The organism is Streptomyces sp. NPDC096310 (genome assembly GCF_044763125.1).
In the GTDB taxonomy this organism is placed as follows: Bacteria; Actinomycetota; Actinomycetes; order Streptomycetales; family Streptomycetaceae; genus Streptomyces.
The window spans coordinates 162,642-189,563 of sequence record NZ_JBIWFO010000012.1; the positions used below are offsets into that span (position 1 = coordinate 162,642).

Sequence of the window (26,922 nt, forward strand, 5' to 3'; positions counted from 1 at the left end):
GACGTTCCCGACGGTCCAGACGCCCCTACGGCCCGGGCGGGGCCCGCAGCGGAGAAGCGGGGCGGGGCGAGGCGGGGCGCGACTCCTTAACCTCGCCGTTTCAGTTGGGCTTTGGTCCGGATCTTGAGCGGGAACGCGAAAGTGCCTTCTGAGCTGGGACGATGAACCTTGTCGAGGGGTTCTGTCGGTCCAGGTGGAAGGCACTTTCTGCGTGCAGGGTATCGGTTCGCGTCCCAGGCTTCATGTCTCCGCCGATGGTGCGGGGGTGGTCGGGCATGCCGGGGCACGGCTACTGGCTGATCTCGCCGACGTCACCGGACTGACCAGCGCTTACTCCACCGCGTTGAGACCGCTTCGGCCCCGCGGCACCGGCCATGACCCGGGCCGGATCGCGGCCGACCTCGCTGTGATGCTCGCTGACGGCGGTCAGACCATCACGGATCTGGCCGTCCTGCGCGACCAGGGCGAGGTGTTCGGCCCTGTCGCCTCGACACCGACTGCCTGGCGGCTGCTGGCCGCCGTCGACGAACGCATACTGGACCGCCTGCGCCCGGCCCGCGCCCAGGCCCGGGAAGTGGCCTGGCTGCAGGCATCCGAGACTCGTGGCGGCATACCGGCGGCGAAAGCCGGCGGCCAGGAACTGCCCGGCCTGGTCCTGGACATCGACGCCACGCTGATCACCTGCCACTCCGAGAAGGAGGCGGCCGCACCCACCTATAAAGGCGGCTTCGGCTTCCATCCTCTGGTGTGTTTCCTGGCCAACACCGGCGAGGGCATGTCCGGGCGGCTGCGGCCCGGGAACGCCGGAGCCAACACGGCCGCGGACCACATCGCGGTTCTGGACGACGCTCTCGCGCAGATCCCCGACGCCCACCGGCACGGCACCGACATCCTCGTCCGCACCGACAGTGCCGGCTCCGCGAAGGTCTTCCTCACTCACGTCCGAAACCTGCGAACACGCGGAATCCGCACCTTCTTCTCGGTCGGATACGCGGTCACCGAGCCGGTCCGCCGCGCGATCCGCGCCCTGCCCGACCAGGTCTGGCACCCTGCCCTGGACCAGGACGGCACCCTCCGCGAGTCCGCCGAGGTCGCCGAGCTGACCGGCATGACCGACCTTGCCGGCTACCCGGCCGGCACCCGCATCATCGTCCGCCGTGAACGTCCCCATCCAGGAGCCCAGCTCTCGCTCTTCGACCAGGACGAGGGCATGCGGCACCAGGTCTTCCTCACCGACACCCCGTTCACCTCCGGCTCGGCCCAGTTCCTGGAGGTCCGCCACCGCGGACACGCCACAGTTGAAGACCACATCCGGTGCGGCAAGACCACCGGTTTCGGCCGCTTCCCCTCCCGCCGCTTCCCGGTCAACGCCGCCTGGCTCGAACTCAGCCTCGCGGCGATCGACCTCCTGGCCTGGACCCGCATCCTTCTGCTGGACGGCGAACTCTCGGCTGCCGAACCCAAGAAACTCCGCTACCGGCTCCTGCACGTCGCCGCCCGGATCACCCGGGGCGGCCGCCGCCTCCGCCTTCGGATATCGGCGACCTGGCCCTGGCGACATGAGCTCACGGCCGCATTCCACCGCCTGGCCGCACTGCCCCGCCCCGCCACCTGACCCGCCGTCCCCGCCCACCTCGACCCAAGGACCTTGGAGAACCCGGCCCCGCGTCGGGCCCTCACCATGTCCACCCAGCCGACGCGGCCTCAAACAACCTCGCTCAGCCGCCCAGCAGCCCCAACCGAAACGGCGAGGTTAATCGTCCCGTGCCTCCGGGGTCTTCTCGGCCAGGGACGCGTCCAGCCGGGCCCGCGCGCCCTCCAGCCAGTGGCGGCACACCTCCGCCAGCTCCTCGCCGCGCTCCCACAGCGCGAGCGAGTCCTCCAGCGACGTACCGCCCGCCTCCAGTCGGCGTACGACCTCGATCAGCTCGTCGCGCGCCTGCTCGTAGCCCGGTGTGTCCGTGGCGGGGGCCGCTTCCGCGGTGTTGTCCGTGCTCGTCATGTCATCCACCCTATGTACGCGCGTGACCGCGCGATCCGACAACGATTCGTCCGCGCCGCCCACCCCGCGGTCGCGCCGCTCACTCCGCGACCACCCGCACCGTGAACTCGCCCTCCGCCACCCTGGCCCGCAGCTCCTCGGGCGCCGTGACGTCCCCCGGCGCCCGTACCACCGTCCCGTCCGGACGCTGGAGCACCGCGTACCCGCGCTCCAGCGTCGCCGCGGGCGACAGCGCCACCACCCGCGCCCGGGTGTGCGACAGCTCCGAGTCGGCCCGGTCCAGCAGATGACGCAGCACCCGGCGGCTCCGGTCGGCCAGCGCGGCCACCTCGGCGTCGCGCTCCTCCACCATCCGGTGGGGGCGCTCCATCACGGGCCGGGCGAGCGCGTGGGCCAGCCCGCGCTCCTCGCGGTCCAGCAGCCCCCGTACCGTACGCAGCGCCCGGTCGCGCAGGCCCTGGACGCGGTCCAGCTCCTCGCCCACGTCCGGCACGGTCTTCTTCGCCGCGTCGGTCGGCGTCGACGCCCGTACGTCCGCCACCAGGTCCAGCAGCGGCGCGTCCGGCTCGTGCCCGATCGCGGAGACGACCGGCGTACGGCACGCCGCCACCGCACGGATCAACTGCTCGTCCGAGAACGGCAGCAGGTCCTCCACGCTGCCGCCGCCGCGCGCCACGATGATCACGTCCACCTCCGGCAGCCCGTCCAGCTCCTTGACCGCCTGGACGACCTGCGCCACCGCGTTGACCCCCTGCACCGCCGTGTTGCGGACCTCGAAGCGCACCGCGGGCCACCGCCGCCGCGCGTTCTCCAGCACATCGCGCTCGGCCGCCGACGCCCGCCCGCAGACCAGCCCGACGAGCTGCGGCAGAAACGGCAGCGGCCTCTTACGGTCGGCGGCGAACAGCCCCTCCGCCCCCAGTGACCGCTTCAACTGCTCCAGCCGCACCAGCAACTCGCCGATCCCCACCGGCCGTATCTCCGTCGCCCGCAGCGAGAGCTGCCCACGCGGCGCGTACCACTCGGGCTTGGCCCGCACCACGACCCGCGCGCCCTCCGAGACCACGTCCGCGATCGCGTCGAACACCTGCCGGTAGCACGTGACGCTCACCGAGATGTCGTACGAAGGGTCCCGCAGGGTCAGGAAGACGACCCCCGCGCCCGGCCGGCGCGAGAGCTGGGTGATCTGCCCCTCGACCCAGATGGCGCCGAGGCGGTCGATCCATCCGCCGATGAGCCGCGAGACCTCACCGACGGGCAGCGGAGCGTCCGCGGACGTGTGGAGTGCCATGCCGAGGAGCGTATCGGCCGCCTCTGACAACGCCCCGGTTCTCCGCCCGCCCCGTCCCGTCGCCGCGCCGGGCCTCGCGGCTCATCCGCCGGCCGGCGTGGCGCCCGCCCGTCCCCCGCGTCCCCGCTGCACCAGCAACACCACCAGCCCCACAGCCAGCCAGATCGCGCCCACCACCTGCGCCGAGACCGCCGCCTCCACGATCACCGCGATCAGGATCGCCGCGCCGATCACCGGCAGCACCACATGCGCGAACCAGCGCGGCGGCCCCTCCCGGCGCCGTACCGCGAACCACCCCACCACCGACGCGTGCAGCAGCACGAACGCCGTCAGCGCCCCCACGTCCACCACCGAGACCAGATGGTCCAGACCGTCCGGGCGGCGCGCCGCCCACACGGCGGCCACCAGCGTCACCACGGCCGCCAGCAGCAGCGCCACCCGGGGCACACCCGCGCTCGTACGGGACAGCACGTGCGGCAGCCGCCGCTCGCGGCCCATCGCGAAGAGCAGCCGGCCGGCCGCCGCCTGCCCGGCCAGCGCCGCGAACGCCGCCCCGATCGCCTTGCTCACCGCCACCAGGTCGTGCAGCCACGTCCCGACCGCCGTGTCCACCGCGTCGTAGAACGCCGACCCCTGCTTCGCGGGATCGGCGGCCAGCTCCGCCGAGGTCATCGGCTCCAGCAACGCCACCAGATAGGTCTGCGCGATGAACAGCACGCCCGCCAGCACCAGACAGAACAGCACGGCCCGCGCCACCTGCCGCGAACCCCCCGTCACCTCCTCGGCGAACGAGGCGATCGCGTCGAACCCGAGGTACGACAGCACCGCGACCGACACCGCGCCGAGCACCGACGCCAGGGAGAACCCCGTATCGCTCGTGAACGGCGACGACCAGCCGCGCGTCGCCCCGTCCCGTACGAGCACCACCACGGCGGACACGACGAAGACCAGCAGGACGACGAGCTCCATCGCCAGCACCGCGAAGCCGACGCGGGCCGCCGCCCGTACCCCCCAGAGGTTGAGCAGCGTCGTGACCACCACGGCGATCGCCGTCCACACCCACCGGTCCACCGAGGGCACCAGCGCCTCCATCGCGATGCCCGCGAAGAGGTACGCCACCGCCGGGATCAGCAGATAGTCGAGCATCGCCATCCACCCGGCGATGAAGCCGGGCCCCTCACCGAGCCCCTTGCGCGCGTACGCGAAGACCGATCCGGCCTGCGGGGCGACCCGCACCATCTGGGCGTAGCTGAACGCCGTGAACGCCATCGCGACGGTCGCCACCACATAGACCAGGGCCACGGCGCCGTGCGACCGGGCGTCAAGGGTGCCGAAGACGCCGACGGGGGCCATGGGGGCGATGAAGAGCAGCCCGTAGACGACCAGATCCCGGAAGCCCAGCGACCGCCGCAGCCCGTCACCGCCCGACGTGGCCCCCGCCCCCGCGGCTCCGGCGGTGGCCCTGTCCCCGCCGCTGCCACCCGTGCCGCTGTCGGCCATCGGGTCCCTCCCTCGATCGCGTACGCACCAGTGTCGTGCAGAGGCAGGACGTTCCGCCTCTTCTGCACGGCCTTACGATGGGAGGCATGACTGCAACGTCCCGCCCGTCGCCCGCCGCCACCCCCAGTGGAGACGCCGCGCGCCGCGCCGGCAAACGCGTCCTCCTCGCCGCTCCGCGCGGTTACTGCGCGGGTGTCGACCGTGCCGTGATCGCCGTGGAGAAGGCCCTGGAGCAGTACGGGTCGCCGATCTACGTCCGGCACGAGATCGTCCACAACAAGTACGTCGTGAAAACCCTGGAGAACAAGGGAGCCATCTTCGTCGACAGGACGGCGGAGGTCCCCGAGGGCTCCATCGTGATGTTCTCCGCGCACGGCGTCGCACCGGTCGTCCACGAGGAGGCGGCCGAACGCGGGCTCGCCACCATCGACGCCACCTGCCCCCTGGTCACCAAGGTCCACAAGGAAGCCGTGCGCTTCGCCAACGAGGACTACGACATCCTTCTCATCGGCCATGAGGGCCACGAAGAGGTCATCGGCACCTCGGGCGAGGCCCCGGACCACATCACGCTGGTCGACGGCCCCGAGGACGTCGCGAACGTCGAGGTACGTGACGAGTCGAAGGTCGTCTGGCTCTCCCAGACCACGCTCTCCGTGGACGAGACCATGGAGACGGTCGACGCCCTCAAGGAGAAGTTCCCGCTGATGATCGCGCCCCCGAGCGACGACATCTGCTACGCCACCCAGAACCGTCAGATCGCGGTCAAGCAGATGGGCGCCGACGCGGACCTGGTGATCGTCGTCGGCTCCAAGAACTCCTCCAACTCGGTCCGGCTCGTCGAGGTCGCCCTCGGCGCGGGCGCCCGTGCCTCGCACCTGGTGGACGAGGCCGCCGAGATCGACGAGGCATGGCTCGACGGCGTCTCCACGGTCGGGGTCACGTCGGGTGCCTCCGTACCGGAGATCCTGGTCGACGGAGTCCTGGAATGGCTCTCCCAGCGCGGCTTCCAGGACGTCGAGATCGTCAAGGCGGCCGAGGAGTCGATCACGTTCTCGCTCCCGAAGGAGCTGCGCAGGGATCTGCGGGCCGAGGCCGCGGCGCTCTCGAAGTAGGACGAACAAGGCCGGAGCGAACCGTTCCGGTCGGGGTGCGGTCTTTCCGGAGCGAACCGTTCCGGAAAGCCGGACCAGCCGTTCCGTCCTCCGCGCACGTCGCTGTCAGCATCTGCCCGTAACGTTGTGTCCATGAACGTCTTCGGAGTGGACATCGGCGGCTCGGGGATCAAGGGTGCGCCCGTGGACCTCGACCGCGGCGACCTGGTCGAGCCCCGCTACAAAGTACTCACGCCGCACCCGGCGACGCCCGAGAGCGTCGCCGACGGTGTGGTGGAGGTCGTCCGGCACTTCGGCTGGTCCGGGCCGGTCGGCATCACCTTCCCCGGAGTGGTGACGGGCTCGGTGATCCGTACGGCCGCCAATGTCGACAGGGCATGGATCGACGTCGACGCGGGCCAGGTCCTCGGCGACCGGCTGAGCCTGCGGACCACCGTCCTGAACGACGCCGACGCGGCGGGCGTGGCGGAGATGGCCTTCGGCGCGGGGCGTGGCCGCAAGGGCACGGTCTTCCTGCTGACCTTCGGTACGGGCATCGGCAGCGCGCTCTTCACCGACGGCCGCCTGGTGCCCAACACGGAGCTGGGCCATCTCGAACTGCACGGCCACGACGCCGAGAAGCGCGCGTCCACGAAGGCCAAGGACGACGAAGAGCTGAGCTGGCACCACTGGGCGCACCGGGTCCAGAAGTATCTGGCCCATGTGGAGATGCTGTTCTCGCCCGAGCTGTTCATCATCGGCGGCGGGGTGAGCCGCAAGGCCGACAAGTTCATCCCGCTGATCGAGGGGATCAGGGCCGAGATCCTGCCGGCCGAGTTGCAGAACAACGCGGGGATCGTCGGTGCGGCGATGGCGGCGGCGGGCCGCTGACGCGCGCCGGGCGGCCGGGGGTGGTGGCTATCCCCGCCGGACCGCCCGCGAGGCGATGGCGCCGCTCCGCGGGGCCGGTGTCCGGCCGCTCCCGGGCGCCCGACCCCGGGGCCCGGCGCCCGCGCGGGTCGCGGCCCGGGTCGCGGCCAGGTCTCTGGCGAGCTGCCGCCGCCCCATCTCGCGCACCTTCCGTACGGTGGCGATGAGCCCGGCGACGAGCGTGCCGCCGTACAGCCAGCCCGCTTGCACGGCCAGCGTGGTGACGAGCCCCATGACCTGCCCGCCGAACCCGCCGCTCCCGCCCGCGATCGGCAGCGCGCCGACGGCGAAGGCGATCGGGACGGTGATCGGCGCGGTGACCAGGTCGGCGGGGCGTACCCACAGCGCGGTCACGGCGCTGACCGGCAGGAACAGCACCCCGTACACCACCGGCTCGGCATCGAAGAGCAACGTGTCCAGGAACGCGAAGAAGAGCATCGAGGCCGTGGCGAAGAGCCCGGCGCCCAGCCCGGTGAGCCGCGGGTTGGGCAGTCTGCGCAGCCGCTGCACGACGGGCGGCACGCGCCGCCGGCGCGCGGCGGGGAGGTGCCGCGGCCGGGGCCGCCGCTGGGGCTGCTGACGTGTCCTCTGCTGCTGCTCCACCGGACCAACGTAGGTGGCGGAGGCGGACGAACCGGGGAACCGGGGTCGGGACACGCCCTCCGGGTGACGCCGGAGGTGAGTTCGAGGTGCCCGGCGGCGGGCCGGCCGCCATGAGGCGCCGTACGACCGCCGCCGCGCACCCGTCGTCGGCCGCCGCGCCACGCCCGTAAACTGGGCGATCGGGCCGCGAAGGTCCTCAGCCAGTCCTCGGCCGCCGGCCGGTCCTCACTCCAGGAAGTCGCCAACGTGTCGCTCACGATCGGAATCGTCGGTCTGCCGAATGTCGGCAAGTCGACCCTGTTCAACGCCCTGACCAAGAACGACGTGCTGGCGGCCAACTACCCGTTCGCCACCATCGAGCCCAACGTCGGCGTGGTCGGCGTACCGGACCCCCGCCTGAACAAGCTCGCGGAGATCTTCGGCTCGCAGAAGGTCCTCCCGGCCACGGTCGACTTCGTCGACATCGCGGGCATCGTGCGCGGCGCCTCGGAGGGCGAGGGGCTGGGCAACAAGTTCCTGGCGAACATCCGCGAGTCGGACGCGATCTGCCAGGTCATCCGGGCCTTCAAGGACGAGAACGTCGTCCACGTCGACGGCAAGGTCTCGCCCAGGAACGACATCGACACGATCAACACCGAGCTGATCCTCGCCGACCTCCAGACCATCGAGAAGGTCCTTCCGCGCCTCCAGCGCGAGTCGCGCATCAAGAAGGAGGTCCTGGGCCAGGTCAAGGCGATCGAGGAGGCCCAGGCCATCCTGGAGACCGGCGAGACGCTCTTCTCCGCGGGCATCGTCCAGGGCGCCGAAAAGGCCGAGCCCCTGCGCGAGCTGCACCTGCTCACGACCAAGCCCTTCCTCTACGTCTTCAACGTGGACGAGGAGGAGCTGACGGACGACACCTTCAAGGACGAACAGCGCGCTTTGGTCGCCCCCGGCGAGGCGATCTTCCTCAACGCGAAGCTGGAATCCGACCTCGCGGAACTGGACGACGACGAGGCCCTGGAACTCCTCCAGTCGGTAGGCCAGGAAGAACCGGGCCTGGCCACCCTCGCCCACGTGGGGTTCCGCACCCTGGGCCTCCAGACCTACCTGACGGCAGGCCCGAAGGAATCCCGCGCCTGGACGATCAAGCAGAACGCCACGGCCCCCGAGGCGGCCGGCGTGATCCACACCGACTTCCAGAAGGGCTTCATCAAGGCGGAGGTCATCTCCTTCGCGGCCCTGGTGGAGACCGGCTCGGTGGCGGAGGCGCGCGCGGCGGGCAAGGCGCGGATGGAGGGCAAGGAGTATGTGATGCAGGACGGCGATGTGGTGGAGTTCCGGTTCAACGTGTAATACGTTCGGCGAAAGGCCGTCTGACCTGCGGTGGAGCGGGTTGGGCGGCCTTTAAGGTCCGCACGGAGTCCGCAGCGTGCTGGACGAGTCCGGCACGCGGGGGAGCGGTTACGCCGCTTCGTCGACCTGTGGCTGAGCCTCGGCGGACCGGTCCGCGTACGCCTTGTCGACGGCGGCCCGGGTCCGCTCCTCGGAGTCGGGCCACAGGTGGGTGTAGATGTTCAGCGTCATGGCCGCGTTGGTGTGGCCGAGGCGCTCGGAGACCGTCTTCACGGACTCGCCGTGCTTGATCAGCAGGCTGGCATAGTGGTGCCGGAGGGCGTGAGGTCCGGTGCCCTTCGGTATGCCGGCCTTCGCACAGGCGGGCCGCCAGGACCCGTCCATGAAGTGCGTGTAGACCACGGGTCCGCCTTGCGGCGCCGTGAAGATCCAGCCCTCGGGCCCATCGGCGGGGAAGTCCCGCAGGTGGGCCTTCATCGCATCCACCGCCATGCGAGGGAGCGGGACCGTGCGGTGCGAGCGAGCGGTTTTGGGCGGGCAGACGTACACGCCGTGCTTGGCGGTCTGCTGGATCTGCTGCTCGACCGAGACGGTGGCGTGCAGCAGGTCCACGTGCCGGAGCTGGAGGCCGAAGAGCTCGCCGGGGCGGAGCCCTGTGCAAGCGCCCAGCAGGACCAGGCCCTTGTAGCGGCCGGGTATCTCCTCGGCCAGCGTCCGCACCTGCTCGACCGCGAGCGGCACTACCTTCTTTCGAGGCACGGAGGGCAGCTTGGCATCGGTGCAAGGGTTGTGCGGAATCATGCGGTCGCGGACTGCTGCCCTGAAGACCGCGTTGACCGTGTTGAAGACGGTGCGGGAGGTGCTTGCGGCGAGCTTGTGGGCGGTCGCCAGGCTGGTGATCCAGCTCTGCACGTCACCGGGCTTGATCGCGCCGAGTGCCCGCTTCTCCCCGACGGGGTAGACGTAGCAACGCAGGTGCTGCGCTACTGCCTTGGCCGTCGACGGCCGGTGCGGCTGGCTGGCCCGCCACTCCTCCGCGTACTCCGTGAAGGGCTTCTTCGCCGACCGTGGGTCGACGTACTGACCGGTGACCACGCTGGTCGTGACCTCGTCGAGCCAGCGTTGGGCGTCGAGTTTCCGGTCGAAGTGGCGGGCGTGCTCCTTGCCGTCGAGGTCGCGGTAGCGGGCTCGCCATTTGCCGTTCGGTCGCTTCTGGATGTTCGCCAAGTGACTTCTCCTTGGTGCTGGTTGTCAGTAGTGGCCCCCGTCCTCGATGTCGCCGTTGAGGGTGCGGGCGTCTCGCTCGTCGCCCATGAGGCGGAGGCACTGCTCGTGGATCGCCTGCGAGCTGTCGGGGTGGGCCTTGATGTGGCCGGCGACGGCGACCACGGCGCGGTGCAGACGGTCGCGGGCGTCGCGGGTCTCGTAAAACGCTTCGACGGCCTCCTGGACGAGCCGTCTGCTGTCGATGTCGAGCCCTTCCAGGGGCGGGGACATCAGCTCTTCAAGGGGGAGCTCGAAGACGCGGGAGAAGGCGAGCGCCTCGTCGAGGTTGATCCGGCGGCGGGGTGAGCCGTTTTCGATGCGCCAAACGGCGGTCTGGTTCATCTTCACGCCGGCTCTGGTCACGCGTTCGGCCAACTCGGTCGTGCTCCAGCCTCTGACCTCGCGCTCCAGGGCCACGCGGCCCGCCACGTTGCCCTCGCTGTAGAGCAGGGGCACCTCGCCCCCGGTCATGCCCTCGTCCATCGAACCTCCATCGCGACCATCGCTATCCGAATTGAAACATGCGCTTCCCGGTTTGGCTAACCGCCGATCATGAGGTACTGATTATGCAGATCGAATCGACACCTAGCCGAATGGGAACGCATGCGATACCTGACCACCGCTGAGGTCGCCGAGCGCTACCGCACCGCCGAGAGCACCGTCCGTTACTGGCGCCATCTCCAGAAGGGACCGCGCGGTATCAAGATCGGCAAGCGGGTGCTCTACCCCGAGACCGAATTGCTGCGCTACGAGCGCGCGCTGATCGACGGCGGAGAGGACTGGGGCCTGGCCTCATGAGCCACCGACAGGCCCAGACACAGCAACGGCCCCCGGCGCGCCAACGCCGAGGGCCGGAGATCCCCATGCACGTCGCCCATCCCTGAACGAACTGGTCGGGGGTGAGACCTTGCCCGTCTCGCCCCCACCCGAGAGGAACATCTGTGGACGACCCTACGTCCCCCGCCGCCCCGAACCCATCCGGTGCCGTCTGGCCGCCCATCGCCGTCCCGGGCCAGGGCCTGCCCCGGCATCGGAAGGGAGCGACGGAGCAGAGGCCAGATTCCGCTCCCACCGCGACCGATGCTTCGGCTGGCGTCCCGAATCGGAACGCGCCGGAGACGCGGCTTGGGGAAGCCGGCACCCCGACCACCGTGCCTTACAGCGCGGACGATACTGCTCGCCACGCACCGGAAGCGCAGGACGGCGACAGCGCGGCAGGCCCAGGCACCGCTCTGCTGGACGATCTCCGTACGGCGATCGGGCGGTACGTGGTGCTGCCGAGCGACGAGGCCCTGACCGCGGTCACCCTCTGGGTCGCCGCCTCGCACATTCAGCCCGGCCTTCAGCACGCGCCACGGCTGGCGGTGGTAGGGCCGACCAAGGGGTGCGGCAAGTCCCGTCTCCTGGATGTCCTCTACGAGACGGTCCACCAGCCGATGATGACGGTGAACACCTCCCCCGCCGTCGTCTTCCGCGTCATCGGCAAGAATCCGCCGACGCTGCTGGTGGACGAGGCCGACACCATCTTCGGCCCCAAGGCGGGCGACAAGGAGGACCTGCGCGGCCTGCTGAACGCCGGGCACCAGCGCAACCGCCCCGCCTGGCGGATCTCCGGGCCGGAGCACAAGCCGACCGCGTTCCCCACCTTCGCGATGGCGGCGCTGGCCGGCATCGGCGACCTACCGGACACGATCATGGACCGGGCGATCGTCATCCGTATGCAGAAGCGCAAGCCGGGGGAGCGGATCACCCCGTTCCGCTCGCGGTACTCCGTGCCGGAGCTGCACGCGATTCGCGACCGGCTGGCCGACTGGCTGGTCCCGCTGCGCGGCGCCGTCGCAGGCATGGTGCCGAAGATGCCCGTCGAGGACCGCGCGGCCGACACATGGGAGCCGCTCGTCATCGTCGCCGATCTCGCCGGTAGGCACTGGCCCGCGCGGGCCAGTGCCGCCTGTCTGGCGATGACGCGCAGCGAGGTGGTCCAAGACGAGCAGACGACGCTGAAGACGCGGCTGCTGCGTGACATCGGCCGAGTCTTCGACCAGGAGGGCAGCAAGGAGGCACTACGCAGCCAGGACCTGCTCGCCGTGCTGATCCAGGACGCCGAGGCCCCGTGGGCGGAGTACGGCACGAAGGGTCTGAACGCCTACCACTTGGCGAATCTGCTGCGCGATTTCGGTATCAGCCCGGCCAACTACCGGTTCGAGAACGGCAGGCAGGCCAAGGCGTACGCCCGCAACCAGTTCGTGGACGCCTGGGCCCGCTACTGCCCCGACCCCGCCCCGTCGGTACCCACCGCTGAGGTCCCGGCACGGCCGACCCCGGGCAGGCCACCCGCCCCTCCGTCCGGGACGCTGCCCACCGGCCCGCCGGGCGGGCCCGCAGGCCCCAGGCCCGCTCGCTGACACCAGGTCCGCATCAATCCGTCGCATCCGTCCCCGCGCAGGTCAGCGCGGGGACGGATCTCCTCGCCGTTACGGATCACTCCGTACCTGCGGCTACCTCCGTACCTGTGCTGACCAGCCATGCGACGGATGCGACGGACGCGACGAACCGCCACCCCTCGACTGACGGAGCACCACCATGCCCGAATCCAGCACCGACGACACCACCTCCTGCCGTCGCAGGAAGCTGTTCAGGCTCCCCCGACGACCAGCAGCAAGCTGGAGCGAACGAGCCTCTAACGAGGCTTCGTCCGCGCTTGTCCCCGCCCCAGGGGTGGCGGAGGACTCCGGCCGGCCCGCTGCCGCCACTACTCCTCCCGACACGCCGGCTACGACACCGCCGCCCGTCGAGCAGCCCTCCTGGCGGGATCTCGACGCCCCCGCCCTACCCGCCCAGGTGAACCGCAAGCGCACCGTCGAGAGGCGCGACCAGGAAAAAACCATCCGCTTCACGCCCAGCGCGGTTGACGAGATCAACGTCGCCGCTCAGCAGCGTGGTCAGAGGTTCGCCGGATTCGTCGGGGACGCCGCCCTGGCCGTCGCACGAGGCACAGCAGGGATGCTCGGCAGCCCGGAGGACGATCCTCTGCGCCCGCTGATCGAGGCCGTCGAGGCACACACGGTCGCGCTCAACCGCATCGGCAGCAACCTCAACCAGATCACCGCAGCCATCAACCGAGGAACCGTGCCCGAGCGAGTGGAAGCGGTCCTCGACCACGTCGAGCAAGCGGCACACAGCAGCTACCACCTCAATGGACCAGCTCCTCGCGGAAGGCGCGCCCCATGGTTCCTGACGTCTCCACCGGCTCCGACAGCCGCGGACTGATCGCCTACCTCTTCGGCCCCGGCCGCCGCGACGAGCACACCAACCCCCACATCGTCGCCGCCTGGGACATGGCCGGCGCCCCCGACCCCGGCCGCGACCCGGCCGCCACCTACACCCAGCTCGCCAAACGACTCGACCACCACGTCGACCTCCGCACCCGCGAGCTCGGCGGCAAGAAGCCCCCTCAGCACGTCTGGCACTGCCCGGTCCGCACCGCCCCCGGCGACCGCTACCTCACCGACACCGAGTGGGCCGAGGTCGCCCGCCGCGTCGTGCACGCCACGGGCATCGCCCCCGACGGCGACGAGAGGGCCTGCCGATGGATCGCGGTCCGTCACGCCGACGACCACATCCACATCATGGCCACCACCGTCCGCGCCGACGGACGCCGCCCCCGCACCCACCAGGACGGCCGACGTGCCCAGGCCGAGTGCCGCAGGATCGAGACCGAGTTCGGCCTGCGCCGCCTGAAGTCCGGTGACCTCACGGCTCCCCGTACCCCCACCGGCGCCGAACGCGCCAAGGCCGAGCGCCAGGGCCAGACGGTGACGGCACGGCACTGGCTGCGCGAGCGGGCCTACGCGGTCGCCGCCGCCGTGCACACCGAGGCCGACTACTTCACCGTGCTGCAGTCCCTCGGCATCAAGGTCAAGACACGCCTCGGCCCCGAGAGCGGCGACGTCATCGGCTAGAGCCTCGCCGCACCCGGCGACACCAACAACGCCGGCGAACCCGTCTGGTACGGCGGCTCGAAACTCGCCCCCGACCTCTCCATCAACCGCCTCCGCGAACGTCTCCCTGACCAAGAGATTGCTGACCGCCCCCGATTCCCGGCGGATCCCGCGGAGCCGTGGCAGCACACCATCGCCGCGATACAGATGGCGCACACCGCCCTCGACTCCGACGACGATGCCGCCGCCCAAGGTCACCTCGCCGCCTTCGGCGGCGCCCTTTACAACATCGCCAGCGCCACACCCGGCCCCCACCGCGCAGAGCTCCGCGCAGCCGCCTCGGCCTACAACCGCGCCCGCCGATCCGCCACCCGCGCCGACCACCAAGCAGCCCACGCCCTACGCCAAGCCGCCAAGCCGCCAAGGAACTCGCCTACGCCCCCAACGAACCCGGCGGACTCGCCATCGCCCTTCTCCTCGCCACCGTCCACCTGGCCCGCGCCGCCGCCAAGTGGCACGAACAGCGCGGCCACCAACAGCAAGCCGCAGCAGCCGACGAAGCCCTCCGCCACCTCCAGGCCGGCTACCAGCAGGCCGCCACCCCGGTCCTGGCAGATCTGACCCGCCGCGCCCCACGAGCCGAACCCACCCGCCGCTTCGAGCAGGACGTCCGCGCGGCCATCCCCGACCACGCCGACCGCATCATGGCCGACCCTTCCTGGCCTGCGCTGACCACCACCCTCGCCCGCGCCGAGACGGAGGGCCACAACGCTCGCCGCCTCCTGGCCGAGATGGGCTCCCAGCGCGAGCTCTCCAGCGCCGAGCGGCCTGCTGAGGTCCTCAACTGGCGCATCACCGCCCAGCCGAATCGACGGATGCAGGCGGCTCACAGCCGAAGCACCTTCAAGCAGGCGTCGTTGGCTTCTTCAGCACAAGGGGCTTCGGCCGCCCCAGTAGATAGGAGGGCTGAAGACCGCAGTCGGCGCCGCTGACCCCAGCCTGATGCCCTCGCCAGCCATCGCGGCGAGGGCATCGGTTCGGTTTCAACGGCAAAGCTTCTCGATGGTGTCATCGAAGTCTGGGAACTCGTTCCCAGCCTGAGCGATGATCGCTGCGGCCGACGCACGGTGGTCCGGAGCAAATCGCTCCGCAACTGCAGCCAGGTCACGATTGCCCTGCGGAGCCCAATCGGGCTCGGGCTCGTCCGAAGTGGCAGCCTCCCACGGGCCGAAGCCGTCAGCTAGAAGCCACAGGAAGGCACCCATGTCGCTGGCGACGACGCCTGTCTCACCTTCCGACCCCAGGAAGACGACGGGCTGCTGTACGAGTTCCCTACCCGGCCGGACCAACCAAAACGCCGCGTAACCGCCGGTGCCGTCCTGGCCGAAGACACGGAAGTCGTCTCCGTTCAGCTCGGCGTTACCTGTCCACGCGCGAAACCAGTCGGTGGTCTCATCGGCAGTCAGAAAGGACTCGTAGGGCTCGAAATCGACCCTGTCCTCGCCGATGCACTCGAGCCGAACTGCCATCGCAGCGGCAAGGGCGGCAGGAAGCTGGCGATCTCCGTTCGCGATCATGCGAAGAGACTATCGATCGCCTCTTGGTTGGCACCGCTGCCTACCTTGCCTCCATCCCAGCCGAGACAAGGTGAACGACAGGTCAGCCGTCGTCGGCCACACCTCCTCGCAGGCCCCACTCATCGAGGCCGGCGTAGATCACTGCAACGCGGCCTCTGGGGAAGTCCAGCGAAGTGGCCTCACCGCTGTAGAGGGCGACCAGCGCATCGGGTCCTCGCCACCAGGTGTCGGTCAAGCCCATCACCTCGCGTACAGGCACATAACCTCTCAAGTCAATGCTGGTGACATCGTCTCCGACGAGCTTGGTGACCTGTTTCGCCCATTTAGATGCGTGGTGAGCCAAGGCCAGCGCTTCCACCCACCCCTCGATGGTTTTGTGGAGAGGAGCCCACTTTTCCGCCTGGATGCCGAACTCACCGGATGGATCGATCATGAACGAGTAGGGGACTGCGGTCCGCTGCATCCCGGCTTCGAACCACCACCCTGCGGAGTCCTCTTCCGGCGAGTCCGGATCGAGGTACTTGGGGCCTCCGTCGTACTGCGGTGCGGGTGGCAGGAGCAGACCGCCCCATCGGTCCTGGTAGGCCGACATCCGATCAATCACCGCTGGTGGAACGTCCCGTTCGAGCCACCACCCCCGGTGCCCCTCAACGGGGCGAACGTCTACTTTGACGCCATGCGTGCCGACAAAGGTTCGCGCTCGTCGGGTCAGACCGTCGGGCACATCATTGATGAGATGAAGATTCATCCGAGGACGCTATCCCGGCTGGTGCAGGAGGGGCCTTGACCGGCCTCCGGGGAAGAACTCCCCAACAGCGAGACTCGCTTTCCCTCCCCGTCCGTGGCGGCGAGGGCATCGGTCGTCAGGCTGCGCGAGCTGTGGGTACCTGTGTGACCCACCTCGTGACCTCAGTCAGGTGCTCGGGCTGTAGACCGAGGTGCGGGTCGGGCTGAATGAGGAGGGTCGCCGTTCCCTTCGTAGTGCGCTCCGCCGCCCAGTCGCGGTCGAGGCCCGTGAAGTCGTCGTCGATCCAGACGGCGGGGGCGTCTGCCAGCCAGACGTCGACGTGGTCTCGTTTCCAGAGGTAGCCGTCGGGATGGCTGGTGGTGATCTGGGGTCTAGGCAGGTCGAGGTAAGGGAAGTCGGACAGCCCCAGGAGGGGGCCGATGATCGTGGTGGCGTCCTTGCGCCAGCTCGTGCACCACACGGGGGTGACGAGTCCGCTGGTCGTGAGGGCGGTGAGGATGCTGCCCTGACTTGGGTCGAGCCAGATGGGCACGGGGTTGCCGGGATGCCGACCGGTGGGCAGGACGGTGTGGCGGACATGGGTGGGCGGGGTGCTGCCGTCGGCGGCCGGGAACGGGATGAGGACGCCGTCGATGTCCAGGAGCAGGTAGGGCAGGGGCATCGTTTCCTCCATCGGTCAGCGTTTGCGGGCGGTGATCAGGAGGGTGGTGGGCCACGGGTCGCGGCGCGGGTGCCGCAGCTCCAGCGCCGATGTGATGCGCAGGCCGGTCCGGGAGAGGTGGGCTCCCCAGCGGCGGGCGTCGAACTCCCGTCGGGCGAGGGGAAGTCGGGTGCGGTCGGGCATGGTGACGTAGTCCTCGCGCGGACGGTCGTCCGTGGATGGATGTCTTCCGGCCCGTGCCGGGTGAGGGACGGAGAAGGCCAGGACACCGCCCGGTTTCAGGCGTCGGGAGATTGCGGCGAGGAGGAGCTCTGGGGCGACGAGGCCGACGGCGCCGAAGACGGAGTAGATCGCGTCGAAGGTCTGGCCGGTGGCCTGTAGGTGGTGCAGTGCGTGGTCGGCGGCGAAGGTGGCGCCGTCGATGTGGCCGTAGTGGGAGCGGGCCCGGCGTACCTGGAGGCCGACCAGGTCCACGCCGGTGGCGCGGGCCTGGTGGTGCTTCGCGAGGTGGGCCACGTTGTGGCCGGGGCCGCAGCCCAGCTCCAGGACGCGCTTGCCGCAGAGGTCCCGGCCCAGGATCTCGGCGCCGGGACCGAGGCCGGCGTGGGTGCTCCATTCCATCCGGGCAGGCGCGGTGAGGGCGTGTGAGGGGGCAGCGGCTGTGCGCTGGGCTGCGTGGGCGTACCAGGGGGAAATCTGGGCGAGCACCTAGACCTCCAGGAGTTGGACCACGTCGCCCAGGTGGCGGCGGACAACGGGGATGTACGCGGGGTCCTTGGCCGGATCGTCGATCCAGCGGATGGCCTGCTCCATGAACCACTCCACGGCCCACATGCGGTGCCAGCCCAGGGCCCATGCCTCTGCGGCCAGTCCGCCCCGCGCGGCGAGAGCGTCCTCGTGCCCGCCCGCGGTGACGTACTGCTCCAGGAACACCCGCATGCGGAAGGGGCTCGGCACGTCGGTGGTGCCGTGGTACGAGGCGAGGTCGATCAGGCCGGGACCGGTAAAGGCGCGGGCGAAGTCGAGGAGGTGCCAGCCGTGTTCTCCGATGTGGACGCTCGTGGGGTGGAACTCGGAGTGGACCCAGCCGAACGGGTCGAGCGTCGCCCCCTGGACACGGGACTCGGCTGCGGCGGAGATCTTCCCCAGAGCGGTCTCGATGTCGGCGCAGTCCGTCCACCGGTCGGCTTTCCGCAGCCGCTGGAGGTGATCGAGGGCTCGGCCGGGCAGGGCTCCGAGGCCCGCCCCGTCGAGGAGGGACAGACCGCCCGCAGGGCGGGCGGCATGGAGCATGACGGCGGCGGCGACACCGTCGAGGTCGTCTGCGTTCCGTACGGGGGTGCCGAGGTCGTCCATGAGCATCCCGAGCCAGTTGTCCTGCATGGCGGTGGCGTGGAGAGCAGGGACCGGGAGCCCGCGCTGGTGGGCCAGCCGCAGGGCCTGGGCCTCGCGGTCGAAGGGCTCCTTGGCGTACTTGAAAACGGCCGTGGTGCCGTCGGGGAAGGTGACGCGTTCGACGCCGGACATGCCCCAGACGCGAATCTCGGCGCGTTCGGGGAGGGGCTTGCCGACGAGGGTGCACAGGTCGTTCAGCAGGGCGGCGGACAGGCTCTGGTCCATGGGGGTCTCCAGGAGACTGGTGGGCTCCGGGGCGGGCGCGCGAGCTGGCCCGCCCCGGAGCCGTACTGGGTTGGGGTTACTCGGCTGCGGGCACGCGGTGGGCGTAGACCTGCTCGATCCAACCCGCCTTGAACTCGGCCAGGTCGTCACGGAAGTTGGCCATCGAGGCACCGTAGGGCGCGACGACGCCGCCGGACTGGTCCGGCACGGACTGGCAGCCGTGCACGAGCCGGCCGCCGAGCGCGGCGTGGGCCTTGATGGACTCGATCCGGCGGTGCTCGTTGAACCAGCTGCCGTGGTAGACCTCGTCCAGCATTCCGCCCGTCGCTTCGTCCAGGTCGAAGACAACGGAGGTTGCGGCGGGGAAGAACCAGCACGGGCCGACGTTGGAGATGTGCCCGTTCAGCTCGACCTTGTTGAGCGCCATCAGCGTGGCCGCCTCGCGCAGCATGCGCAGGTGGTCGGCTGTGACCTGAGGGAGACCAAGGCTCGCCAGGTGCTCCTTGCGGAAGAGGTACGAGTACACCCCGTACGCCGTCGTCAACACGCGGGCGGCGTCGGAGGTGGACTGGCCGTGGTTCTTGATGAAGTCGAGCGCGAGCTGCTCGACCGTGCTCTCGGTCGTCTCGTCCACGTCGAGGAGCTGGGCCTTCACCAGGTCCCAGTCGGCGACGAGCCAGGGGCTGGACTCGAAGCGGAAGAAGTACTCGGCCGGGTCGATGGTGATGCGCCGGCCGTCCACGTGGATGCCGGGCAGGCGGTTCCAGCGCGGGTCGAAGGCGTCGGGCAGCTCGACCGTGATGGTCGCGGTGTCGATGGTGGTCACCGTGTCTCCGTCTCTGATCGTCCGGGCCGGGGCATAGGAATGCCCGAACCCGTTAGGGCGTACGGAACTTGGGGCCGCCCGGCCTGAGAGTGGGGCGGCTGTCGATAAGTGAACCGCTCGCTACGCAGAGTGGGTACGGTGTGACCGAGGTCAAGCGGTATACACGGTTTACGGATCCGGAGTGGAGGCGATCGTGTCGGCACCGACTAGCGCCAACTCCCGCCTGCGCGACACGATCAACGCGGCCGGGTGCACGTACGACGCGCTCGCCAAGGACGTACGCCGCATCGCCGCCGAGAACGGCGAGTTGCTCCAGACCAACAAGTCGGCGATCTCCCACTGGGTGGGCGGTGCACGCGCGCCGTCCGGCCAGGCAGGGCAGTACCTCGCCGAAGCGCTCTCCCGGCGGCTGGGCCGCGTCGTCACCCGAACCGAGCTCGGTCTCCACTCACCCGACGCGGAGCCGCCACTGGACACCGACCCCGTTACCGCGGTCACCGATCTCGGCCGTGCGGACGTCGAACGCCGCCGCTTCCTCGCCATCGCCGCGTTTACCACGGCCGGCGTGGCCATGCCGCTCCTGCATGACCACGAAGCCACCTCGCGGATGCTCCGCGCCCGCACCGCCCGCTCCCTCGTCGGCAGCGACGACATCGACGTCGTACGACAGATCACGGAAGCCTTCAGCGCCGCCGACGAACGCCTCGGCGGCGGCCACGGCCTAACCACGGTCACCGCGTACCTCGCCGACACGGCAGCCCCCATGCTGCGCGGCCGCTTCCTCACAGAAGCCTTACGCCAGACCGCCTTCGGCGCCGTCGCCGAACTCGCCTACCTCGCAGGCTGGAAACACCACGACCTCGGCCACGAAGGCGCCGCCCAGCGCTACTACCAGTTCGGCTACCAACTCGCCTACGAAGCCGACCCCCACGGCCACGCCGCCTGGATGATGCGCGCCCTCGCCCACCAGTCCCTCAGCCTCAAGCAACCCCACCACTGCGTGGACCTCGTCAAAGGCGCCCTCGCCCGCGGCCTCGGCCACGTGGACGGCCAGACCGAAGCGCTCCTCCACATCACGCACGCCCGCGCCTACGCAGCCGTCGGCGAGAACCCATTGGCCGCCCGCGCTCTCCTCGCCGCCGAAGACGCCCTCCTGCGCGAGGACGGTCCCCAGCCCAGCTTCTCCCGCGTCAGCGGCCCCGCCGCCGGCACCGTGGCCAGCCACACCGCACGCACGCTGACCGACCTCGCCGACCACATCGGTACGGAACAACAGCACCGCGACGCCCTCACCCGCTGGGACCCGGAGAAGTACAAGCGAGTCCATGCCCTCACCCATGCCGACCTCGGTGACAGCCTCGCCGCTCAGGCCCGAGCCGATGAAGCTGTCGCGGCCTGGACCCAGGCCCTGGTCCTCATGGAGGGCATGACCTCCGACCGCACCCGGAAGGCGATCACCTCGATCCGCTCGACGCTCGCGGTCTACCAGCGGCGCAAGGTACCCGGTGCCGCCGATCTCGCTCGCCGCGCTCGCGAGGCCCTCGCCTAACATGCCCAACAACCCGCCTGACGAAGGGAACCCCGTGGCTCAGCAGACCGACGACCGCTCCCAAGCCCTCAAGCCGGCGCTCGAATCGATGACCCTGCTGGTCGCGGCCGTCATCGTCCATGACAAGGCCACCAACCGCGTCGTGCTCCTCCAGCGCAGCGAGAACGCCAAGTTCGCCCAGGGCCTGTGGGATCTCCCCGTCGGCAAGAGCGAGCCGGGCGAGCCCATCACCGAAACCGCGGTCCGCGAGCTCTACGAGGAGACGGGCCTCACGGTGAAGCCGGAGTCCCTCAAGGTCGCCCATATCATCCACGGCGCCTGGGGCGTCGAAGCCCCCAACGGCTTCCTCACGGTCGTCTTCGTCGCCCACGAATGGACCGGCGAGCCAGAGAACCGCGAACCTCGCAAGCACTCCCAGGTCTGCTGGGTCGACGCCAACGCCATCCCCGGGGCTTTCGTCCACACCACCGCCAGCGCCCTTGGCCGCTACCTCCAAAGTGGCACCCAGGTGTCCCTTGACGGCTGGACGTAGGAGTTGTGGATGGACGGCCGATCACCGACTCGGTTGTGGAACCAGTCAACGTGGCCGCTGCCACGGGGTTTCCCGCCGATCACGCAACGTGCACAGGACGAGCATGTTGCCTGTTGAGGGTATCGCCCAAGCTGAGTTGGCAGACCAACGTGGCGTATACCGCCCCGAGATGATTAATATGAGTGCGAAATTGGGCATTTAGTGCATCGTCGGGCTGCAGCCCTGCACGAAATATCCACAAACCCGCCCACTGACTGAATGACTGTTGTACAACTGATCGTGCGCCATCAGAGCGTGGCATCGTCGGTCGCCCGCCTCCGGATGGAATTGGGTGGTGACGTTCAACGGGGAGGAATTAACGTTGCCGATTATCATTGGTCAGCGCTTTGCCATGCCTGACTCTCCCACGAGCGAGGGCGGGCATGCGAAACTATTTAAGTCCGTGGACCTTGGAAACGATAACGAGAACGTCGCAGTTAAAGTATTCAAGCCGTCAAGGATTCTCGACGATCGTGTACTGAAGGCGGCGTGGACTAACGAATTAAGCGCCTACCAGGCTCTCGGAGACCATCCGAACCTGGCCCGCATGATCGACTGGGGCCGATGCGATGACGGAGCACCTTACCTAGTTTTCGAATGGCTCGAAAAAGATCTCCTTGATGGGCTTGAAGCTCTCAATATAGAAGGATGGGACGACTTCTGGCCTGTCGCCCGAGATGTCTTGTCTGGCCTAGAGGTCATTCATGCGGAGGGTTTCGTCCACCGTGACATCAAGCCAGAGAACATTCTTGTTTCAGAACACGGCCGCTTTAAGGTTGCAGATTTTGGGACCACAAGACTTGCTGAAACCGTCAGTCTTGGACAAACTATGGCGCCGCTGGGGACGATTCCCTACGCCCCGGAGGAACGTGGAACACGAACCCCAACGGCTGCCTATGACATCTATTCATTTGCGGTCTTGGTTGTTGTCTGCTTGTCGGGAAACATTCCTGCCGATGAAGCATCAGTAAGATCTAGTTTCGAACAGCTAGATCTGCCTCCGGATATCTATTCAGCACTTTCCCCGTGCTTGTCAAATAAGATAGAAGAGCGTCCAGGGAGTGCTGGCGTTCTCCGCGCTCAGCTATCAGCAATCCAGGACGGCAGGGAACGACGGAGGGCACCCGAAGCCGAACTCTTCCTCGATCTTCCGAACTCGGTACTAGAGGCATTTCACAAGCAATATCGAAACAGTGCGACCAAGGAGCAGATCCTAGAGGATGTCATCGCGGTTGGCGCCCTATCGTACGATGCTCGCGTGGGCGCGATTCCCGACTTGCAGATCGCAGGGCAGACATACATCCTCCGCACTCAGCCCCACCGAGTACGCCAGGGAATCCTTCGTGTGCTTCGTATTCAAATGGCGCCGGCACAACTTCTTGAGTTCGCGCGAGCGAATTGGCATCGCCCTAGGATGAAGCTACGCCTCAGCGTACCTACGGATCCAGTCAGAGCAGCTGGTGAGCTTGCCGACCAGATGGCGATGGTAAGCGAAAGAGACGCCGAGAGAGCTGAGTCTGAGGTCCTTTCGGCTGAGGCGGAAGCTTTCTCGTCCTGGCGCTCGACTCTTAATGCCAAATTCTTCCTCGAGAATGAGAGAGGAAGCCGGGTAGCTTACGATAAATTTCGACGTGATGGAAACAGAGTTCGCTTCACGGTGGCGGACGGCTCAGGATTGGAGCCGGGGGAGTCTAGACTCGTCCGTTCCGGAAATCGTCGAGTTCTATTTGGCGAAGTCGAAGGGGTCGAAAATAACGAGGCGATCCTCTACATCACTAAAGGAAGTGCCGGCGAACTACCTAGGCATGGCATTCTTGAGTTCGATGCCGAGGCATCCAAGTCCAAACTCAAGAGGGAGCGTGACGCGCTGGACCAGATCGTAAATCGCAAATCAGCACGTCCGGATCTGCAAGAAATACTCCTGGATCCGCGCAAGAGCGCCGTGCCACAAGCTGTGGAAATTGACGAATATGCGCAAGCGGGCCTCGATGAAGCTAAACGGAAAGCCGTGGCGGCTTCTCTGGGAGCGCGCGACTTTCTACTTGTTCAGGGGCCTCCAGGGACTGGCAAAACGACATTTATCGCAGAACTCGTTGCGCAACACCTACGCAGCAATCCAGATTCTCGGATCGTGCTCACCTCGCAAACGCACATCGCATTGGACAATGCTCTACTGCGCATTCAGGAATTGGAACCCACAGCCACGCTGCTTAGGCTAGGTCGTTCGGACAGGCTTGCCCAGGATGTGGAGCCTCTGTCGATAATTCCCCAGATGGATAAATGGCGCATTTCTGTCCTGAAGGAAAGTCGAAGGTTTATTAAGGAGTACGCCGCACGTCTTGGTATTGATCTTGATGCTACAGACCTTAAGAATTCTGCTCTCGAATTGCGGCGTCGCCAAGAGCGTGCATGTGAGCTCGAATCTCAACTGAGCAGCGAGCAAGGCAACCGGCGCGTGTTGATGGAACAAATTGAGCGTGTGAACTCCATGGCGGGGCCGATCCTCGATGTCGCGTCGACCATCGAGAGTGCTGCACAACACGGATCCGGGACGGAACTGGCCGCAGCGGCCGAACGGTTCATCCAGATCGGCCTGGATCTTGCCTCGCAACTGGAAACAGGCGGACCGCTTGGAGCGAATCTCGTCGAGATGGAAGCGCGACTTGCCGATTGGCGGGATGATCTTCAAACTCAAGTGACTGCTCGCGAGAATGCTCGCCGCGTCCTGATCGAAGAGATGGGTAAAGATGGCAATACCTCGATCGAGGATCTAATCAACTCGGCCCTCTCTCGATCCGCTGTCGATGACCCACGCTTGACGAGCCTTCAGGCCATTGCCTCTGATTGGGAAGAACGTTTCGGTAGGAGTAAGGATTTTACCGCAGTTCTCATAGCGCGTGCACAGGTCGTGGCAGCTACTTGCGTGGGTCTGACGGGTGTCAGAGGAGCAGAATCAACGCACTATGATCTGTGCATTATCGACGAAGCGTCGAAGGCGACAACAACCGAGTCCCTTGTGCCGTTGGCAGCTAGCCGCCGGTGGGTACTCGTGGGAGATGATCGACAACTTCCGCCATTCGTCGAGCAGGCTCTCGAAGCGCCCTCGCTTTTGGAGCAGTTCAATATCACGCGAGAACAGGTTCGTGAAACACTCTTCTCGGTCCTTTCCGAACGCCTGCCTGATTCATGCAAAGTCTCGCTGACGCATCAGCATCGTATGCACCCTGCCATCGGCCAATTGGTGAGTACATGTTTCTATGGCGGCGACCTCACCTCGGAACCTCGAAACCTGTCACCAGTTGTGCAGATGGCCTTGGGCTCCGCTGCTGTTTGGATGAACACGGTAAAGAGGCAAGACAGGCGTGAAAGCCGCTCGGGTAAAAGCACACGCAATAAGGGTGAAGCGCGAGTAATCGCTGGGATTCTGGATCGTCTTCAATGGGTGGCAGAGCAGCAAAATTCGGATCCCTTGAGCGTTGCTGTGTTGACAGGATACGAAGCCCAAAGGCGCGAGATCACCGAAACTCTTGCCAGCGGTGACTTGGGTCGATCGCTGTTGAAAGTCAGGGTTGCAACCGTAGATTCCTATCAAGGGCAAGAGGCGGATATTGCAATCTTCAGCGTCACAAGGTCCAACGTTAGTGGGGATCTAGGGTTTCTTCGAAGCGAGGAGCGCGTCAATGTTGCAGTCTCTCGCGCCCGGGACGCGCTTGTGATTGTGGGTGACGCCGGATTCATTGAATCTGCTTCCGAGTCGGTCAACCCCTTGTATAAAATTCGCAACTACATGGTCCGTGCCAGCGACTGCAAAATTGAAACGGCGGAGTAGCCATGAATGAATTTGCCGTCGAGGAGACGGTGCGGAGATTGTCCAAGCGCCCCGGGTATCGGTTGGTGACCTACAGAGAGGTAGGACTTCCTCATTGGGATGTACCGATTCGCTGCAGGCTTCTCAAGAATAAGTCGCTAGGCGTTCTCGACGAGTTCATTTTGCGCTGCATCGAGGCTGGGCTCGCGGTCAGTGACGACGTAGCCGGCTTTCTCGTGCTTCCTGTGGAAGTGGTAGATGCTGCCATGGGGCGGCTCGTCCTTTCGGGGCACATTATTGCTGTGCCAGGCACAAGCAAGACGCAAGTGGTTCGGTATGTACTTTCTGACCGTGGAAAGCGGGCGGCAAAAGAGCTGACAGATATTACCCCGGAAGAGCGAACTCTTCGGATGGCATATGATGGATTGACGCGGAAATATGTTTTTGTCGAAAAATCTATGCGCTGGCGCCCTCGGGACCTTAGAGATCTGCACATCTTGGAGATTCCCGCCTTTCCGGCAGACCCTCCGGCTGTGAGCCCAGAGGACACCTCGGCCGTAGCATCGGTCCTTCGGCGTATCACGGAAACTGCCCAGCATGATCTATTGACGGTAATGACTCTCGATGGAAAGCGAGAGAAATTCTTTGTGCGCGCCCTTGCCCTGGTATTTGAATCTGTAGATCGCCCGGAAGAAATTTACGTCCAATTTGCGATTGACGGTAGGGTCAGCGAGGAGCATGATCTAGCCTTCGCGAAAGCGGAAGGGCAGCGAAAAATCGGAATCGTCGGATCGCTTCGGGATGCTGATTCCGTGGTGGATGCGTTGCTTGGCGACGAACTTATTAAGCAACGGGCAGATGACGCCGAAGTTGAAACAATTAGGAGGACGACTGAGAATTTTAGAGTTCAACTCTCCAGCTTGGAAGAGCAGACCGAGAAAGCATCTGCTGAAAAGAGAGAACAGCTCGTAGATCTGGCGACTGGTGTAGCTAGGCGTCTAGATGATGCAGAGGCGACACTGAAGCGTATCCCTGTGCGAGTTCTTGAAGTGCATGAGCACGCACCACTCCTGGCCGACGCTCTTGACGCAGCTAAAGAGCAGCTATTGATTATCTCGCCATGGATTCGGGCTGCGGTAATCGATGATCGATTCGTTAAGAGTGTTAGGCGTCTACTGGAGTCGGATGTTGCAGTCGTGATCGGTTACGGGATTGATGATGGGAAATTTATCAATGAACGTGATCGGGCGGCGGAGAAGAGACTTCAAAGACTGGCTGTCGAATTCGATAAATTCCGTTTTATTCGGCTGGGTGACACTCATGCGAAAATTCTAATCGTGGATCACTCCTATGCTGTCGTGACGAGCTTCAATTGGCTGTCTTTCCGAGGTGACCCGAACCGTCCTTTCCGGGATGAGCGGGGTACTCTTATTACGATAGAGGAAGAGGTTAAACGCCTTCGTTCGGACTACATGGCCCGATTGGGAGCCGCTGACACACCCTCTGCTTACTGAGGTTGAACTCGTGGAGTCGTAGGGGCTGACGGCTCGTCGCCCGTGCGGTATCACGGGGGCATGCGGTATCCACAAGGGGGCGGGCTGAC

At 67.0% G+C, this 26,922-nt stretch carries 22 protein-coding genes and 2 pseudogenes; 12 read left to right on the plus strand and 12 right to left on the minus strand.

Annotated features, from left to right (window positions below; translation table 11 throughout):
- Positions 1 to 211 precede the first annotated feature (211 nt).
- The gene (locus ACIQ7D_RS22870) at positions 212 to 1,615 is read left to right on the plus strand and encodes an IS1380 family transposase (RefSeq protein WP_403940280.1); all 1,404 of its coding nucleotides are present in this window, start codon (positions 212 to 214) and stop codon (positions 1,613 to 1,615) included.
- Between the two features lie 138 nt (positions 1,616 to 1,753).
- Here the strand turns inward: ACIQ7D_RS22870 and ACIQ7D_RS22875 are convergent, their stop codons facing one another.
- The 3 genes from ACIQ7D_RS22875 to ACIQ7D_RS22885 all read right to left on the minus strand — a co-directional run bounded on the left by ACIQ7D_RS22875 (position 1,754) and on the right by ACIQ7D_RS22885 (position 4,793).
- Positions 1,754 to 2,002, minus strand: coding sequence for an exodeoxyribonuclease VII small subunit (locus ACIQ7D_RS22875; RefSeq protein WP_403940282.1), 249 nt, complete (start codon positions 2,000 to 2,002; stop codon positions 1,754 to 1,756).
- Positions 2,003 to 2,081: 79 nt separating this feature from the next.
- Positions 2,082 to 3,293, minus strand: a complete 1,212-nt coding sequence (gene xseA, locus ACIQ7D_RS22880; RefSeq protein WP_403940284.1) for an exodeoxyribonuclease VII large subunit — start codon at positions 3,291 to 3,293, stop codon at positions 2,082 to 2,084.
- Positions 3,294 to 3,374: 81 nt separating this feature from the next.
- A complete protein-coding gene (locus tag ACIQ7D_RS22885; RefSeq protein WP_403940286.1) occupies positions 3,375 to 4,793 on the minus strand; it encodes an APC family permease in 1,419 nt (472 codons plus the stop codon).
- An 86-nt stretch (positions 4,794 to 4,879) separates the two neighbouring features.
- On the opposite strand from ACIQ7D_RS22885, the gene ACIQ7D_RS22890 reads away from it, so the two are divergent.
- The gene (locus ACIQ7D_RS22890; protein ID WP_403940288.1) at positions 4,880 to 5,905 is read left to right on the plus strand and encodes a 4-hydroxy-3-methylbut-2-enyl diphosphate reductase; all 1,026 of its coding nucleotides are present in this window, start codon (positions 4,880 to 4,882) and stop codon (positions 5,903 to 5,905) included.
- A 132-nt stretch (positions 5,906 to 6,037) separates the two neighbouring features.
- Entirely contained in the window at positions 6,038 to 6,775 is a 738-nt protein-coding gene (ppgK, locus tag ACIQ7D_RS22895; RefSeq protein ID WP_403940290.1) for a polyphosphate--glucose phosphotransferase, read from the plus strand.
- A 27-nt stretch (positions 6,776 to 6,802) separates the two neighbouring features.
- Here ppgK and ACIQ7D_RS22900 read toward each other — a convergent pair whose 3' ends face one another.
- Positions 6,803 to 7,417, minus strand: a complete 615-nt coding sequence (locus ACIQ7D_RS22900; protein WP_403940292.1) for a DUF6542 domain-containing protein — start codon at positions 7,415 to 7,417, stop codon at positions 6,803 to 6,805.
- 246 nt (positions 7,418 to 7,663) lie between these two features.
- Between ACIQ7D_RS22900 and ychF the strand changes: the two genes are divergently transcribed.
- Positions 7,664 to 8,752 (plus strand): redox-regulated ATPase YchF, encoded by a 1,089-nt coding sequence (gene ychF, locus ACIQ7D_RS22905; protein ID WP_403940294.1) that lies wholly within the window; start codon positions 7,664 to 7,666, stop codon positions 8,750 to 8,752.
- 108 nt (positions 8,753 to 8,860) lie between these two features.
- Here ychF and ACIQ7D_RS22910 read toward each other — a convergent pair whose 3' ends face one another.
- Entirely contained in the window at positions 8,861 to 9,979 is a 1,119-nt protein-coding gene (locus tag ACIQ7D_RS22910) for a tyrosine-type recombinase/integrase (RefSeq protein WP_403940296.1), read from the minus strand.
- Positions 9,980 to 10,003: 24 nt separating this feature from the next.
- The gene (locus tag ACIQ7D_RS22915; RefSeq protein WP_403940298.1) at positions 10,004 to 10,501 is read right to left on the minus strand and encodes a helix-turn-helix transcriptional regulator; all 498 of its coding nucleotides are present in this window, start codon (positions 10,499 to 10,501) and stop codon (positions 10,004 to 10,006) included.
- Positions 10,502 to 10,621: 120 nt separating this feature from the next.
- On the opposite strand from ACIQ7D_RS22915, the gene ACIQ7D_RS22920 reads away from it, so the two are divergent.
- The 4 genes and pseudogenes from ACIQ7D_RS22920 (at position 10,622) to ACIQ7D_RS22935 (ending at position 14,951) form a co-directional block, all read left to right on the plus strand.
- A complete protein-coding gene (locus ACIQ7D_RS22920; protein WP_403940300.1) occupies positions 10,622 to 10,816 on the plus strand; it encodes a helix-turn-helix transcriptional regulator in 195 nt (64 codons plus the stop codon).
- A 143-nt stretch (positions 10,817 to 10,959) separates the two neighbouring features.
- Positions 10,960 to 12,423 carry a DUF3631 domain-containing protein gene (locus tag ACIQ7D_RS22925; protein WP_403940302.1) on the plus strand — a complete coding sequence of 488 codons (1,464 nt, stop codon included), beginning with the start codon at positions 10,960 to 10,962 and terminating at the stop codon, positions 12,421 to 12,423.
- Positions 12,424 to 12,601: 178 nt separating this feature from the next.
- Positions 12,602 to 13,256, plus strand: a pseudogene (locus tag ACIQ7D_RS22930) (hypothetical protein).
- A pseudogene (locus ACIQ7D_RS22935) lies at positions 13,246 to 14,951 on the plus strand (relaxase/mobilization nuclease domain-containing protein). Before ACIQ7D_RS22930 ends, ACIQ7D_RS22935 begins: the two co-directional pseudogenes overlap by 11 nt.
- A 51-nt stretch (positions 14,952 to 15,002) precedes the next feature.
- Here the strand turns inward: ACIQ7D_RS22935 and ACIQ7D_RS22940 are convergent.
- The 6 genes from ACIQ7D_RS22940 to ACIQ7D_RS22965 form a co-directional block, all read right to left on the minus strand.
- On the minus strand, positions 15,003 to 15,536 hold the full coding sequence (locus ACIQ7D_RS22940; protein ID WP_403940304.1) for an SMI1/KNR4 family protein: 534 nt from the start codon (positions 15,534 to 15,536) through the stop codon (positions 15,003 to 15,005).
- A gap of 82 nt (positions 15,537 to 15,618) precedes the next feature.
- The gene (locus ACIQ7D_RS22945; protein ID WP_403940306.1) at positions 15,619 to 16,284 is read right to left on the minus strand and encodes a hypothetical protein; all 666 of its coding nucleotides are present in this window, start codon (positions 16,282 to 16,284) and stop codon (positions 15,619 to 15,621) included.
- A gap of 115 nt (positions 16,285 to 16,399) precedes the next feature.
- Positions 16,400 to 16,945, minus strand: a complete 546-nt coding sequence (locus ACIQ7D_RS22950; protein WP_403940308.1) for an HAD domain-containing protein — start codon at positions 16,943 to 16,945, stop codon at positions 16,400 to 16,402.
- A gap of 15 nt (positions 16,946 to 16,960) precedes the next feature.
- Positions 16,961 to 17,653 (minus strand): class I SAM-dependent methyltransferase, encoded by a 693-nt coding sequence (locus ACIQ7D_RS22955; RefSeq protein ID WP_403940310.1) that lies wholly within the window; start codon positions 17,651 to 17,653, stop codon positions 16,961 to 16,963.
- Complete coding sequence (locus ACIQ7D_RS22960; RefSeq protein WP_403940312.1) at positions 17,654 to 18,565, minus strand: aminoglycoside phosphotransferase family protein; 912 nt, start codon at positions 18,563 to 18,565, stop codon at positions 17,654 to 17,656.
- Positions 18,566 to 18,641: 76 nt separating this feature from the next.
- Positions 18,642 to 19,391 (minus strand): hypothetical protein, encoded by a 750-nt coding sequence (locus ACIQ7D_RS22965; RefSeq protein WP_403940314.1) that lies wholly within the window; start codon positions 19,389 to 19,391, stop codon positions 18,642 to 18,644.
- Between the two features lie 181 nt (positions 19,392 to 19,572).
- Between ACIQ7D_RS22965 and ACIQ7D_RS22970 the strand changes: the two genes are divergently transcribed.
- From ACIQ7D_RS22970 to ACIQ7D_RS22985, 4 genes are all read left to right on the plus strand, one after another.
- The gene (locus ACIQ7D_RS22970) at positions 19,573 to 20,940 is read left to right on the plus strand and encodes a tetratricopeptide repeat protein (RefSeq protein WP_403940315.1); all 1,368 of its coding nucleotides are present in this window, start codon (positions 19,573 to 19,575) and stop codon (positions 20,938 to 20,940) included.
- A gap of 1 nt (position 20,941) precedes the next feature.
- A complete protein-coding gene (locus ACIQ7D_RS22975; protein WP_403940317.1) occupies positions 20,942 to 21,472 on the plus strand; it encodes an NUDIX domain-containing protein in 531 nt (176 codons plus the stop codon).
- 331 nt (positions 21,473 to 21,803) lie between these two features.
- Complete coding sequence (locus tag ACIQ7D_RS22980; protein WP_403940319.1) at positions 21,804 to 25,340, plus strand: AAA domain-containing protein; 3,537 nt, start codon at positions 21,804 to 21,806, stop codon at positions 25,338 to 25,340.
- A 65-nt stretch (positions 25,341 to 25,405) separates the two neighbouring features.
- Entirely contained in the window at positions 25,406 to 26,833 is a 1,428-nt protein-coding gene (locus tag ACIQ7D_RS22985) for a phospholipase D-like domain-containing protein (RefSeq protein ID WP_403940321.1), read from the plus strand.
- Positions 26,834 to 26,922 lie beyond the last annotated feature (89 nt).

Bases quoted from the DNA above. Each gene is read 5' to 3' on its own strand.
- ACIQ7D_RS22875 (WP_403940282.1), bottom strand. From the start codon at position 2,002: ATGACGAGCACGGACAACACCGCGGAAGCGGCCCCCGCCACGGACACA.
- xseA (WP_403940284.1), bottom strand. From the start codon at position 3,293: ATGGCACTCCACACGTCCGCGGACGCTCCGCTGCCCGTCGGTGAGGTC.
- ACIQ7D_RS22885 (WP_403940286.1), bottom strand. From the start codon at position 4,793: ATGGCCGACAGCGGCACGGGTGGCAGCGGCGGGGACAGGGCCACCGCC.
- ACIQ7D_RS22890 (WP_403940288.1), top strand. From the start codon at position 4,880: ATGACTGCAACGTCCCGCCCGTCGCCCGCCGCCACCCCCAGTGGAGAC.
- ppgK (WP_403940290.1), top strand. From the start codon at position 6,038: ATGAACGTCTTCGGAGTGGACATCGGCGGCTCGGGGATCAAGGGTGCG.
- ACIQ7D_RS22915 (WP_403940298.1), bottom strand. From the start codon at position 10,501: ATGGACGAGGGCATGACCGGGGGCGAGGTGCCCCTGCTCTACAGCGAG.
- ACIQ7D_RS22920 (WP_403940300.1), top strand. From the start codon at position 10,622: ATGCGATACCTGACCACCGCTGAGGTCGCCGAGCGCTACCGCACCGCC.
- ACIQ7D_RS22940 (WP_403940304.1), bottom strand. From the start codon at position 15,536: ATGATCGCGAACGGAGATCGCCAGCTTCCTGCCGCCCTTGCCGCTGCG.
- ACIQ7D_RS22945 (WP_403940306.1), bottom strand. From the start codon at position 16,284: ATGAATCTTCATCTCATCAATGATGTGCCCGACGGTCTGACCCGACGA.
- ACIQ7D_RS22950 (WP_403940308.1), bottom strand. From the start codon at position 16,945: ATGCCCCTGCCCTACCTGCTCCTGGACATCGACGGCGTCCTCATCCCG.
- ACIQ7D_RS22960 (WP_403940312.1), bottom strand. From the start codon at position 18,565: ATGGACCAGAGCCTGTCCGCCGCCCTGCTGAACGACCTGTGCACCCTC.
- ACIQ7D_RS22975 (WP_403940317.1), top strand. From the start codon at position 20,942: ATGCCCAACAACCCGCCTGACGAAGGGAACCCCGTGGCTCAGCAGACC.